The sequence below is a fragment of the Yinghuangia aomiensis genome (assembly GCF_039542225.1).
GTDB classification, from domain to species: domain Bacteria; phylum Actinomycetota; class Actinomycetes; order Streptomycetales; family Streptomycetaceae; genus Yinghuangia; species Yinghuangia aomiensis.
In genome coordinates this window covers 1-13,503 of record NZ_BAABHS010000039.1, presented here as the reverse complement: position 1 = coordinate 13,503, position 13,503 = coordinate 1, and the positions used below count along the sequence as shown (strand labels likewise).

9 protein-coding genes are annotated in these 13,503 nt (G+C 71.5%); 6 read left to right on the top strand and 3 right to left on the bottom strand.

All coding sequences use genetic code 11. The features are described 5' to 3' along the window. Positions 1-15 precede the first annotated feature (15 nt). The 5 genes from ABEA93_RS35275 to ABEA93_RS35255 all read left to right on the top strand — a co-directional run bounded on the left by ABEA93_RS35275 (position 16) and on the right by ABEA93_RS35255 (position 6,256). Positions 16-996: an ABC transporter permease gene (locus ABEA93_RS35275; RefSeq protein WP_345680008.1), complete on the top strand. Its 981-nt coding sequence runs from the start codon at positions 16-18 to the stop codon at positions 994-996. Further along, positions 993-1,964 (top strand): ABC transporter permease, encoded by a 972-nt coding sequence (locus ABEA93_RS35270; RefSeq protein ID WP_345680007.1) that lies wholly within the window; start codon positions 993-995, stop codon positions 1,962-1,964. Before ABEA93_RS35275 ends, ABEA93_RS35270 begins: the two co-directional genes overlap by 4 nt. After that, on the top strand, positions 1,961-3,031 hold the full coding sequence (locus ABEA93_RS35265) for an ABC transporter ATP-binding protein (RefSeq protein WP_345680006.1): 1,071 nt from the start codon (positions 1,961-1,963) through the stop codon (positions 3,029-3,031). Before ABEA93_RS35270 ends, ABEA93_RS35265 begins: the two co-directional genes overlap by 4 nt. A gap of 364 nt (positions 3,032-3,395) precedes the next feature. Then, positions 3,396-4,496: an ABC transporter ATP-binding protein gene (locus tag ABEA93_RS35260; RefSeq protein WP_345680057.1), complete on the top strand. Its 1,101-nt coding sequence runs from the start codon at positions 3,396-3,398 to the stop codon at positions 4,494-4,496. A 5-nt stretch (positions 4,497-4,501) separates the two neighbouring features. Beyond that, positions 4,502-6,256: an ABC transporter substrate-binding protein gene (locus ABEA93_RS35255; protein ID WP_345680005.1), complete on the top strand. Its 1,755-nt coding sequence runs from the start codon at positions 4,502-4,504 to the stop codon at positions 6,254-6,256. Positions 6,257-6,375: 119 nt separating this feature from the next. Here ABEA93_RS35255 and ABEA93_RS35250 read toward each other — a convergent pair whose 3' ends face one another. From ABEA93_RS35250 to pucL, 3 genes are all read right to left on the bottom strand, one after another. Then, positions 6,376-7,665, bottom strand: coding sequence for a citrate synthase (locus tag ABEA93_RS35250; protein ID WP_345680004.1), 1,290 nt, complete (start codon positions 7,663-7,665; stop codon positions 6,376-6,378). Between the two features lie 538 nt (positions 7,666-8,203). Next, positions 8,204-8,992 carry an IclR family transcriptional regulator gene (locus tag ABEA93_RS35245; RefSeq protein WP_345680056.1) on the bottom strand — a complete coding sequence of 263 codons (789 nt, stop codon included), beginning with the start codon at positions 8,990-8,992 and terminating at the stop codon, positions 8,204-8,206. Positions 8,993-9,069: 77 nt separating this feature from the next. Then, positions 9,070-9,969: a factor-independent urate hydroxylase gene (gene pucL, locus ABEA93_RS35240; RefSeq protein ID WP_345680003.1), complete on the bottom strand. Its 900-nt coding sequence runs from the start codon at positions 9,967-9,969 to the stop codon at positions 9,070-9,072. Positions 9,970-10,355: 386 nt separating this feature from the next. Here pucL and ABEA93_RS35235 point away from each other — a divergent pair, with 386 nt between their 5' ends. Next, complete coding sequence (locus ABEA93_RS35235) at positions 10,356-12,317, top strand: serine/threonine-protein kinase (RefSeq protein ID WP_345680002.1); 1,962 nt, start codon at positions 10,356-10,358, stop codon at positions 12,315-12,317. The last annotated feature ends 1,186 nt before the right edge of the window (positions 12,318-13,503 follow it).

Sequence of the window (13,503 nt, the reverse complement as noted above, 5' to 3'; positions counted from 1 at the left end):
AGTCGGTGGTGATAGGTGCGTTTCCTCATCCGGCGTATCGCTTTCTACGTGGTGACCGCGTGGGCGGCGATCACCATGAACTTCCTCATCCCCCGGCTCATGCCGGGCAGCCCGGAGAACACGATGCTGTCCCGTTTCCAGGGGCAGATCTCGAAAGAACAGATCGACGCCATCAAGGCCCAAATCGGCGTCAGCAATGCCAGCCTGCTGTCGCAGTACGGCACCTACTGGAAAGACCTGCTGCACGGCGATCTCGGGACCTCGGTCGCCTATTTCCCGGGCCGCGTGTCCGAGGTGATCGGCCAAGGCCTGTGGTGGACGGTCGTGTTGGTCGGCGTCGCCACCGCGATCGGCTTCGTGCTCGGCACGCTGCTGGGCGTGGCGGCCGCGTGGAAGCGCGGATCGTTCCTCGACCACCTGCTGCCGGTGACCACGTTCTTCGCCGCGGTGCCGTACTTCTGGATCGCGCTGGTCGCGCTGTCCGTGTTCGGTGCCGAACTGGGCTGGTTCCCGTTGTCCGGCGGCTACCGCCCGGAGCTGGAAGTCGGCTGGTCCGGCGAGTTCATCGCGAGCGCGTTCAGCCACTCGGTGCTGCCCGCGGCGACCATCGTCGTCGGGTCGATCGCCGGCTGGCTGCTCGGCATGCGCAACATGATGCTGACCACGCTGTCCGAGGACTATGTGCTGGTCGCGGAGGCGAAAGGTCTCCGCACGCGCCGCGTCATGCTCGGCTATGCCGCGCGCAACGCGCTGCTGCCGAACATCTCCGGGTTCGCGATGTCGCTCGGCTTCATCGTCAGCGGATCGATCGTCACCGAGACGGTTTTCTCGTACCCCGGCATCGGATTCATGCTCTACAACGCGGTGCTGAACAACGATTACCCGCTCATGCAGGGCCTGTTCCTCATCATCACGCTGATGGTGCTGCTCGCCAACTTCGTCGTGGACCTGTGCTACGTGCTCCTCGACCCGCGCATCCGCCAGGAGGCACGATGACCGCGGCCACCGCACTCGCCGCGCCCGAATCCCCGTCCGCGGAGCCCGCCGCCGCCCCGGCCGCTCGGAAACGCCGCTTCCCGCTGCTGCGGTCCGGCAAGGCGCTGACCGGCATGGTGGTCTTCGGGTGCTTCGTCCTGCTCGCCGTCATCGGGCCGTGGATCGCCCCGGAAGACCCGTCGAAGACCGGCGGCCCCGTGCTGCAATCCCCCAGCGCGCAGCACCTGTTGGGGACCACGCAATCCGGGCAGGACATCCTGTCGCAGATCCTCGTCGGCGCCCGCACCTCGATGCTCGTAGGCCTGGTCGCGGCCACGTTCGCCACCGCGCTCGGCGTCCTCATCGGCGTGACCGCCGGCTACGCGGGCGGCTGGACGGACGACATCCTGTCCATGCTCACCAACATCTTCCTGGTGATCCCGGCCCTGCCGCTGACCATCGTGCTCACCGGCTACCTGCACGGCGGCGGCTGGTTCCCGATTGCGGTGGTCATCAGCGTCACCGGCTGGGCGTTCGGCGCGCGGCTCCTGCGCGCGCAAACCCTGTCGCTGCGCAATCGCGACTACATCAAAGCCGCCCGCGCGATCGGCGAACGCCCGTGGCGCATCGTCACCGTGGAACTCGTGCCCAACCTCGGGGCGATCATCGTCTCCGGGTTCCTGTTCACCTTCATCTTCGCGATCCTCACCGAAGCCGGGCTGTCGTTCCTCGGCCTGGGCTCGCTGAGCACGTGGAGCTGGGGCGTGACCCTGTACTGGGCGCAGAACTCCAGCGCGTTCACCACCGGCGCGTGGTGGTGGTACGTCCCGCCCGGTCTGTGCATCGCCCTGGTCGGCGCAAGCCTGTCCCTCATCAACTTCGGCGCCGACGAGCTGATGAACCCGCGCCTGGCCTCCGCCGAGAAGAAGCGCCGGGCCCGCCGCACATCGCGGAAGCCGTCGCCCACCGCCCCGGAGGCAAGCGTATGACCGCCCCCGCCACCGTCCCCGCGCCGATCCCGGCACCCGGCCGCGAACCGCTCTTGGAAATCCGCGGATTGACCGTCGACTACGGCGAAGGCCCGGGCGCCGTGCACGCGGTCGACACCGTCGACCTCACCCTGCACCGGTCGGAGACCCTGGGACTGGCCGGCGAGTCCGGCTCCGGGAAGTCCACGCTGGCGCACGCCGTCACCCGGCTGCTGCGCCCGCCGGGCCGGATCGCCGCCGGGCAAGTCCTCTACCACCGCAAGCCCTCCGCCGACGGCGCCGCGAGCCCGCCCGTCGACGTGATGGCGATGGCACGCAACGACCTGCGTGCGTTCCGGTGGGAAGAGATCGCCATCGTGTTCCAGAGCGCGATGAACGCGCTCAACCCCGTGCACACGGTGGCCGTGCAGATCGCCGACACGCTGCGCGCGCACCGGCCGGGCATCAGCCGCGCCGAATGCCGGGACCGGGCCGCGCACCTGCTCACCACGGTCGGCGTCCCCAGCGCCCGGCTCAGCGCCTATCCGCACGAGCTGTCCGGCGGCATGCGGCAGCGCATCATGATCGCCATGGCGCTCGCGCTCGACCCGGAGATCCTCGTCCTCGACGAGCCCACGACCGCCCTCGACGTCGTCGTCCAGCGCGACGTGCTCGCCGAACTCGTGCGACTGCGCCAAGAGTTCGGCTTCTCGGTGCTGTTCATCACGCACGACCTGTCGCTGCTCCTCGAAGTCGCCGACCGGGTCGCGATCATGTACGCGGGCCGCATCGTCGAATCGGCCCCCGCCCAGGACGTGTACCGCACCCCGACCCACCCGTACACACGCGGCCTCGTCGGCTCCTTCCCGCCCCTGCGCGGCCCCCGGCGCGACCTCGCCGGCATCCCCGGCTCACCGCCCGACCTGCGCGCCCTCCCGCCCGGCTGCGCCTTCAACCCGCGCTGCCCCGAGGCGTTCGGCCGCTGCACCCGGGACATCCCCCTGCTGCGCACCCCTCCGGCGTCGCCGGACCGCTTGGTGGCGTGCCACCTGGACGACCCGAAGGAGGGGGCCGGCCATGACGACTGAACCACCGGCGAGCAACGACCGATCCGCCGCGTCCGACACCGGTCCCGAGGCGGCGTGGCCCGGGGAGCCGGGCAGTGCGCCGGCGTCCGAAGGCCCGCCGGGTCCGGATCCGACCGCGGTCGCAGGAACCGACGCGGGAAGAGACATGCGGACGCACAACGGGACAGGCGGCAGTGCAGACGAAGGAACGACCGCCGACGCAGCGGAGCACTCCGGCGCCCGACACCGCGGACACCCCACATCGGCCTCACCCGCGCCGACCGAGCCTGCCGCCGCCGAGCTCCCGGCGCCGCGGCATGCCCGACGGGCCACCGACGTTCCCGCGGCGTCCCCCGCACCCGACCGCAACCGCCGCCACACCGCCATTGCCGGGAGCCCCGTCTCGCCTCCCGCACCCGGCCCGGCCCGCACCCCCGCGCTCGAAGCCCGCGGCATCTCCCGGCACTACCCGGTCAGCCGCCGCGGCCTCTGGGGCTCCCCGGTCGTCGTCCGGGCCGCCGACGACGTCGAACTGGCTCTCTACCACGGCGAGATCACCGCGGTCGTCGGCGAGTCCGGATCGGGCAAGTCGACGGTGGCCCGGGTACTGGCACGCCTGGAGCCGCCGACGCGCGGGCAGCTGCTGCTCGACGGCGAACCGGTCGGGAAGCCGCGCGGCCGGGCGTTCCAGAGCTATCTGCGGCGTGTGCAGATGATCTTCCAGGACCCGTTCGCGTCGCTGAACCCCATCCACACCGTGGATCACCACCTGGCCCGCCCGCTGCGCCTGCACGGTCCGCGCCGGTCGTCGGCGGAGGTCCACGCCGAGGTGCTGGCTCTGCTGGAACGTGTCAGCTTGACGCCGGCCGAGCAGTTCGCGAGCAAACGCCCGCACGAACTGTCGGGCGGTCAGCGGCAGCGCGTGTCCATCGCCCGCGCCCTGGCGGTGCGGCCGGAGATCCTGCTGGCCGACGAGCCGGTGTCGATGCTGGACGTGTCGATCCGGCTCGGCGTCCTCAACCTGCTGCGCCGACTCGGCCACGAAGACGGCCTCGCGCTGCTGTACATCACGCACGACATCGCGTCCGCCCGCTACTTCGCCGACAACGTCCGCGTCATGTACGCGGGCCGCATCGTCGAGGGCGGCCCCGCCGAGGCCGTCACGCAGGCGCCCGCGCACCCCTACACGCGCCTGCTCGTCGACTCCGCACCCGACCCGGACCGCCCGCCCGGCTCCGCCCCGCCCGAGCGCCTCGGCGAGGCGCCGGACCCGGCCGATCCGCCGACGGGCTGCCGGTTCCACCCGCGTTGCCCGCTCGCCATGCCGGTCTGCGCCGAGGAAGCCCCGCCGGTGTTCCCGGCCGCGGCGGCGGACCCGGAGAACGGCCACTGGGCGGCCTGCTGGCTGCTCGCTCCCGAAGACCCGGAGGCACGCCCCGGCGCGCTCCCGGATTCCCCTCATCCGACCCCGAACGGACGGCGGTGACGCACGTGTTCAGAATCGGAAGGCTCGGCGGCTCGACACGGACCGGAGGCCTCGGAACGGCCTCCGGAGCCGCGGGTGCTCCCGGAAAGACGGGCCGACGCCTGCGGCGCCGCGTCCTCGCCGCCACGGCCGCCTTGGCGCTGCTGAGCGGCGCGGCAGCGTGCAGCGACAAGAGCGGCGGCGGCGGCGCCGGCGGCAAGGTGATCCTGCGGGCGACGGGCGCGCCGACCGGCCCGATGGTCAAGAACTTCAATCCGTATGCGATCACCGGGCCGATGAACCTCATGGGCGGCGTCGGGATGATCAACGAGCCGCTGTTCATCCCGAACGTGCTGAAGGTCGGCGACTTCAAGCCGTGGCTGGCGAAGTCGTGGCAGTTCTCGCCGGACGGCAAGCAGCTCACCCTCGACCTGCAGACCGGCGTGAAGTGGACCGACGGGCAGGCGTTCACCGCCGACGACGTCGCGTTCAGCATCAACCTGCTGCTGAAGAACCCGGCGCTGAACCAGTACGGGCTGCTCGCGAGCAGCGCCCGCGCGGAGGGCCCGGCCAAGGCGGTCATCGACTTCCCGGCACCGGCGTTCACCCAGCTCCCGTTCGTCGGTCTGACGGCGATCGTGCCCAAGCACATCTGGGAGTTGGTGCAGGACCCGAACACGTACACCTTCGAGAATCCGGTCGGCACCGGCCCGTTCAAGCTCGAATCCTGGACGCCGCAGGGCTACTTGCTCGCGAAGAACCCCGGCTACTGGCAGGCCGGGAAGCCGAAGATCGACGGCATCCGGTACGTCGCGTACACCTCGAACGTCAGCGCGAACCTGGCCCTGGCCCAAGGCGAACTCGACTGGGCGGGCAACTTCGTCAACAACATCGACAAGGAATACGTCGCCAAGGACCCGGCGAACAACCACTATTGGTTCCCGCCGATGGCGCCCATGTCGCTCGGATTCAACCTCACCAAGCCGCAGTGGCAGAACGCCGACGTCCGCAAGGCCGTCAGCTTCGCGCTCGACCGCAAAGCGCTCGCGCAACTCGCCTTCCAGGGCGAGGAGCAGCCAAACATGACACCCACCGGCCTGCTGCCGCAGCACGCGGAGTTCATCGCCGACAAGTACAAGAGCATCCAGCTGACGCAGGACATCCCGCAGGCCAAGGCGCTGCTCGCCAAGGCCGGCTACAAGCCCGGCGGCGACGGCATCATGGTCGGCCCCGACGGCAAGCGGCTGACGATGACGCTGCTCACGTCGTCGTCTTTCACGGACGTGCTCACGCTCTACCAGGTCATGACCGACCAGCTCAAGCAGGTCGGCATCGAGGTGAAGATCGACAGCAAGTCCACGACCGAGTCGATCACGGACACCTACATGGGCAACTTCGACGTCGGCATCACCGGCCCGGCGTATGCGGCGTACTCGCCGTTCAACGTCTACGAGCGCACCCTGGCTGGCTACCTCACCGCCCCGGTCGGCCAGCCCGCGTTCAACAACACGGAGCGCTGGCAGGACCCGGAGACGGACAAGCTCCTGCAGCAGTACGCGTCCACGCAGGACCCGGCGGTGCAGAAGCAGGCCCTCGAAGGCCTGCAGGACATCATGGTCGAGAAGATGCCGATCATTCCGCTGTACAACTTCGCGGCCTGGTCCGAATACAGCACGAAGAGCGTGGTCGGCTGGCCGGACAAGGACAACCCGTACATCGTCGGAATCTCGGTGGGCGCCGCCTCGGTGTACGTCGCCACCATGCTCGAGCCGAAGAAGTAGCTCCGCACGCAAGGCTCCGGCGGCCCCGGGCCGCACGCACGGAAGCCCGGTGGCCGGGTGGGACCCGCGGGTCCCACCCGGCCACCGGGCGTTCACGTCCTTCGTGGCGAAACGGTCCCTCAGCGGGCGCCGAGCGGCACGTAGTCGCGGATCGGGATGCCGGTGTAGACCTGCCGCGGGCGGCCGATCTTCGACGCCGGGTCGGCGATCATCTCGCGCCAGTGCGCGATCCAGCCGGGCAGCCGGCCGAGCGCGAACAGCACGGTGAACATCGAGGTCGGGAAGCCCATCGCCCGGTAGATCAGACCCGTGTAGAAGTCCACGTTCGGGTAGAGCTTCCGCGACACGAAGTAGTCGTCGCTGAGCGCCACTTCCTCCAGGCGGAGCGCGATGTCCAGCAGCTCGTCGCGCTTGCCCAGGCGGCTGAGGACGTCGTCCGCGGCCTTCTTGATGATCTGCGCGCGCGGGTCGAAGCTCTTGTAGACGCGGTGCCCGAAGCCCATGAGGCGGACGCCGTCCTCGCGGTTCTTCACCTTGCGCACAAATGCGTCGACGTCGCCGCCGTCCGCCTTGATGGCGTCCAGCATCTCCAGCACCGACTGGTTCGCACCGCCGTGCAGCGGGCCCCAGAGGGCGTTGATGCCGGCCGACACCGACGCGAACAGGTTCGCGTGGCTGGAGCCGACCATGCGCACCGTCGACGTCGAGCAGTTCTGCTCGTGGTCGGCGTGCAGGATCAGCAGCTTGTCGAGGGCCGAGACGATGACCGGGTCGGCCTTGTACTCCTCGGACGGCACCGCGAACGTCATGCGCAGGAAGTTCTGCACGTAGTCCAGCGAGTTGTCCGGGTAGAGCAGCGCCTGGCCGACGGACTTCTTGAACGCGTACGCGGCGATCGTCGGCAGCTTGGCGAGCAGCCGGATCGTCGAGATGTGGACCTGCTCCTCGTCGAACGGGTCGTGGCTGTCCTGGTAGAAGGTGGACAGCGCGCTCACCACGGACGACAGCATGGCCATCGGGTGGGCGTCGCGCGGGAAGCCGTCGTAGAAGCGCTTCACGTCCTCGTGGAGGAGCGTGTGCTTCGTGATCTCGGTACGGAAGTCTTCGAGCTGCGTCGCGTTCGGCAGTTCGCCGTTGATCAGCAGGTACGACGTCTCCAGGAAGCTGCCCTGGTCCGCGAGCTGCTCGATCGGGTAGCCGCGGTACCGAAGAATGCCTTCTTCGCCGTCGATGAAGGTGATCGCCGATTTCGTCGACGCGGTGTTGACGAAACCGCCGTCGTACGTGACCAGGCCGGTCTGCGCGCGCAGCTTCCCGATGTCGATGGCGTTGTCGCCGATGGTGCCCTCGACAACGTCATACGTGTGTTCGTTTCCCTGATAGCGCAGTACTACCGAGTCTCCGCTCATGGCTGGGTCCCCTATTTCTCGGCTCAGGTTCCGACACCCGTCCGGATCGTGTCCGGTCGGCCCCGGCTGTTTGTGACATGTGTGCACCAGTACGAATAGCAGGCGCACAATGCCGCGCCGCAACCGGCTCCCGTCACGCGGAATAAACCGTGAGCCACATCACGTGACGGATCGTCACATATATGTGATGCCCACACGGCGTCCGCGCTACCCCGCGGTGCCGGATCAACCTGTGCGAACCGCATGGCAGTGGTCCGACTCCGGCCCACGCTATGCCTTGCCGACGACCGCGACCACTCGTGCGATGTCGGTTTATCGGCCGACACACAGGGTGACCGAGCGTGCCAACTCGGCTCGTACACACGGATCGATGGTGATGCACGGCACGTCGGCGCGGATCGGGGGTGCGGGCGCGAAACGCCCACCTGGGCGGTTGCCCGCCGAGACGGCCGTAAGGCGGTGTGGAACGGTGCGCGGTCCGCCGACCACGCACCGTGTCCACTGGGGTATCGGCCGCCCCACGGCCCGCGGGGGCCGCCTACGCCTCGTCCCGCAATGCCGCCGCCAGGCGTCCCGCGACGACGGTCAGCGCCGGTGCGATGCGGTCGCGCGCCTCGCCGCCGAGCCGGGCTGCGGGACCGGAGACGGAGACGGCGGCGCGGGCGGTCGGGTGGGGCACCACCGCGGCGAGGCAGCGCACGCCGTCCTCGTGCTCGCCGTCGTCCACCGCCCAGCCGTGCTGCGCGACGTCGGCCAGCTGCGCGACGAACGCCTCGGGGTCGGTGACCGTGGCGTCGGTGAGGCGCGGCATGCCGGTGCGGGCGAGCAGCGCCCGGACGTCGTCCGGCGGCAGCTGCGCGAGCAGCACCTTGCCGACCGCCGTGCTGTGCGGCAGGACGCGCCGCCCGACCTCGGTGAAGGTCCGCATGGTGTGCCGGGAAGGCACCTGGGCGACGTACACGACCTCGTCGCCGTCCAGCAGCGCCAGGTTGGCGGTCTCCCCCGTCGCGTCCGCCAGGGAGGCCAGGAAGGGCCGCGCACGCGCTCCGAACATCCGGCTCGCGCTGTCGCCGAGCCGGATCAGGCGCGGGCCGAGGGCGTAGCGGCGGGAAGCCTCCTGGCGGACGTAGCCGCCCGCCACGAGGGTGCGCATGATGCGGTGGATCGTCGGCAGCGGCAAGCCGGTGGCGGAGGCGAGCTCGCTGAGGCCGAGTTCGCCGCCGGCGTCGGCGAGGCGCTCCAGGAGTTCGAAGGCCCGCCCTATCGATTGGACGCCGCCTGGTCCTCCGCCGGGCGCCGTTCCGGATATCTCGGGCAGTGCGGGCATCTGCTGCGCCCGCAGGCGCTTTTCCACGATGGTGTCGGGCATCGGACCGGATCCCCCTCCGTCGTCACCTATCAGGCCTACCAGGGCAGTTCAGGCATCGCGGGAATCGCATCGTCGCGCAGGACCGCGCCTTCGATCAGGCCGTACGGCCGGTCCGCCGCGTAGTACACCTCACCCGGGTTGTCGTGTCCATACGGGGCGAGGTCGACGAGGAAGTGGTGCTTGTTGGGGAGTTCCAACCGGACCTCGGCCAGCCGGGGTTGCTCGTCGAGGACGGCCTTCCCCATGGCGTAGAGGGTCTGTTGGAGCGACAGGCTGCGGGTGTCCGCGAAGGTGCGCAGGAGCGTGGCGCGGGCGGCCGCGTAGGAGCCCGTCCAGTCCGCCCCGAGATCGCTCTCCTCGGGCCGTGCCGCGTGCCGCCAGCGGGCGGATACCGACGTGGCCAGTACGCGGTCGTCGGTGGGCTCCAGGGTCGTGTACCGGTCGGTGAGAAAGCCGTGGAACTCCGAGCCGGTGGACTTCAGCACGGTGACGTCGTCGAGCCCGGAGACGACCTGCTCGGCGCCGTCCGCGTTCCGGACGGCACCGGCGTACCGGCTGCCCGCGGCGCGCGTCCAGGCATGCGGGTGGGGGCCTTCCGCGGCGGCGATGCGTTCCCACGGGTGGGCGTGGATGCGCACCTGCGCGGTGTGGACGGGCTCGTAGGCCGTCGTCAGGTGTCGGGCCAGCCGCAACGCGAACTCTTCCGGTTCCTCGCCGGGTTGCTCGCGCGCGAAGGCGAAGACGAGGGCCCGCATGCTGTCGGTCGGCAGCACATGGGCGTTGTCGCCGGCCAGATGCGTGGCGGCGAGGTCACCGCTCAACGCAATCGACACGGTCAGGTCGGCGAGCCGGTGGTGGGTCGCGTCGTCCCGGACGACCCGCACCAGCCGCACTTCGGCCTTGCCGTACCGGTTGGGCCCCAGCACGATCCCCATCCGCCGCCAACTCCCTCCAGCCGTGCCACGTCGCGTCGCGGGGCCGCAACGCTGCGAAGCTATTGCCCGGCCGGGGGGCGGTCAAAGACCCCTTCCGGCACAATCCGCCAGGAGTCACCCGTCCACACGCGAACGCAACGACGGTTTAACGCGCGAGTTACCTCGCCGACGTCACAAAAACGTTCTGGCTGCAACGGCTTGGGGGCTGCCGCGCGTCACTGCCTGCGGGCGGGTGTGGTGGACCGCCGCGGCGCGAACCCCCAAGCGCGTCCGACGGTAGGCTGCCGCACACCCCAGGGACCCGACCTGCGCGTTTGCCGAGTTTTTTGCGAATTGCCGGTTGGTTCTTGACGGTTTGTCAGCGGATGTGCGGGAGGACGGCGGCAATGGAAGCACTCAAACCGGGCGACCCGGGGGTCGTGGGCCGGTACCGCCTCTCCGCGCGGCTCGGCGACGGCAGGCTCGGCGCGGTGTTCCTCGGTGCGGACGAGGACGGGGAGACGGTCGCGATACGGCTCGTCCGGCCGGATCTCGCCACCGACGCGAAATTCCTCGGCCGGTTCCGCAAGGCCACCGACGCGGTGCGCGCGGTGGACGGCGCCCACGTGGCCCGGGTCCTCGACGCGGACGCCGACGGCACGCCGCCGTGGCTGGCCGCCGAGTACGCGCCCGGGATCACGCTCGCGGACGCGGTCCGCGACCACGGGCCGCTGCCGGAGGAGGCGCTGCGGGCCCTCGGCTCGGCGCTCGCGCGGGCGCTGGCTGCGGTGCACGAGGCGAAGGTGACGCACCAGGGTCTGTCGGCGGCCACCGTGCAACTGACGGAACACGGGCCGCAGATCACCGACCTCGGTATATCCGCGATGCTCGGCGCGGACGCGTCGAGCGCGCTGCCCGCACCCGAGCAGGCGACCGGCGGCGGCGTACGGCCGGCGACGGACGTGTTCGCGCTCGCGGGCGTGGTGTGCGCGGCGGCCGGGGTCGCCCCGTACGGCGACACCACGGGCCCGGCGCTCGCCCAGAAGGTCCTGCGGAGCGCGCCGGACCTGGCGGGCCTGCCCGAGGACCTCGTCGAGATCGTCGCCAAGTGCCTGGCCAAGCGCCCCGACGCGCGGCCTTCCGCGGCGGAGCTGGCCCAACTGTTCGACGGCGAGGACGCCACCAGCGCGGCCTGGCTGCCCAAGGCGATACGGGCGGCGGTGGCCGAGGCCACGAAGACGGCCGCCGACGCCGCGGCGGAGAGCGCGAAGAAGGCCCCGAAGCCGGCGGCGAAGCCCGCCGCGAAGAAGACCACCGCGAAGGCTCCCGAGTCCGACGCCGGGAAGGACGCGGCGAAGCCCGCCGCGACGGAGTCCGCGAGCGGTCCGGCGAAGGACGCTGCCAAGGGATCCGCCGAGGATGCTCCGAAGGCCGCCGCGAAGAGCCCCGCGAAGAAGACCTCTCCGTCCGCTGCCGAGGGGGCGGACGCGAAGGCCTCGCCCAAGGCCGGCGCCAACGACACCACCAAGGTGGCCATCCCCGTCCCGGCGGCGGCCGCGGCAGCCTCCGCGGCGAAGGACGACGCGGACGACGACGGCGACGCAACTCCCGCGGCGACACCTGCGGTTCCGCGTCAGACGCGCCCCGCGGACAAGGACAAGGGCAAGGACAAAGCCGCCGAGTCGCCTGCCGACGCCGGGAGCGCGAAGCCCGCGGGGACGCTGCCCGCCCCCGGACCGGACAAGGCGACCGACGCCAAGGCCGACAAGCCCACCGACGAGGACGGCACCGACGCCGCCAAGGACGACCCGGCGGCTCCCACGGTCGTCGTGAAGTCCCCGCCGGCGTCGGACAACGGCAACGGGAACAAGCCCGGCAAGGGTGCCAAGGCCGCCGCGACGCCGGCCGCCGCCCCGACCGTCGTCGTCGACCGCCCGCTCGACCAGCCGCAGCTCCTCAAGCCGCGCCTCGTGTCCGAAGCCGCGGCCGCCGCGGCGCCGGCGCCCGCCGCCGTCCCCACGCCGCGCCGGGAAGCGCCCGTGGCCGACCCCACGGTCGTCGCCCCGCGCAACGTCGCGGCCGCCGCGCCGGCGGCTTACCCGACGCCGTTCCCGAACGCCGTCCCCGCCGAGACCGCGGCTCCCGCGAAACGCGAAGCCAAAGACGCGATTTGGTACGCGGTCATCGCCCTGGTCGGCCTCACGTCCGCGGGACTGGCCGTCTACCGGCTGATCGACGGCGACTGGCGCGACCTGCAGAACCCGGTCATGGGCTATGTGCTCCCCGGCATCGCCTTGGTGTGCGGCCTCGCGGGCATCCTGGTGCTGGCCTTGGCGGTCAAGGACCGCGGCCGTACGCCGGAGGTCTGAGCCGGCACGAAGAGGCGGCACGCTCGCAGCGAAGTCTGCGAGCGTGCCGCCTCTTTCCGTTCCGATGGGGGGCGTCCGGACGCAGCCTCAGGGTGTGTCTGGTGGATGCTCGCGCCCCTCCGTCGTCTGGTGCCGTGCATCGCAAGGCGGCAGGCCCGCAGCTCGTACTTTCTCGTACGCGCAACAGCCTGCAACGCCGCCTTGGGAGGGCCGCCAGGCCCGGATGCGGTGCCAGGCGCCCTGGGCGGTGTGAAGATCCACCAGACACGCCCTGCCCCATTCCCGTGGCACGTAGGCCGACGCCCGGTCAGAAACCCGACTGGGTCTCCGGTGCCTGTCCGTTGTCTCCCCTCCGGGGGGCTCGGGTTGCCCGTCCCCGCGCGGGAGGCGCTTGCGGCGGCGCGGCCGGAGACGGTGTCGCCGCACCGCGTGCGCGCGCTCGAGGCGCGCCCATGCCCGGTGCGGCGGTGTCCCGCGCGACCGTCGGCCGAGGCGCGGCCTGGACCGCCTGCGGGCGATTCTGCGGCGCCCACGGGCGGCCCTTTTCGGCAGCCTGCGCCAGCTGCTGCGGCGAAGCCGGCCGACGGGGAGCCACCGGTGGCGGAGGAAGCATCGGCGGGCCCTGCTGCTGCGCACCCCGCTGCGGCAACGGCACGTACTGCGGTGCCGGCGCGCGATTGTGCGGCGCCCAAGGACGGTCGTTGCGGGCCGCCCGGTTCTGCGCCCACGCCACAATCCCCCGGCGGCGCGGAGCCTGCGGCGTGTTGGCGCGCGCCCGGCCCTGTTGGGTCTGCTGCCCCTGCGCCGCGGGTTGGGCGGCCGGCCGCGCCGCGGCCGCACCGGTTCGTGCCCGCGCCGCACTCCGCGGCGAGCGAGCCACGGGCGCGCCCTGCGGCGACGGCGCTTGCGCCGCACCGGTTCGTGCCCGCGCCGCACTCCGCGGCGAGCGAGCCACGGGCGCGCCTTGGGGCGACGGCGCTTGCGCCGCGGCGGCAGGCTGCGCCCGGGGCGGACCGGTCTGCGCACGACCCTGAGTGGCCTGCGGCCCCCGCTGCCCCTGCGCCGCGGGTTGGGCGGCCGGCCGCGCCGCGGCCGCACCGGTTCGTGCCCGCGCCGCACTCCGCGGCGAGCGAGCCACGGGCGCGCCTTGGGGCGACGGCGCTTGCGCCGCGGCGGCAGGCTGCGC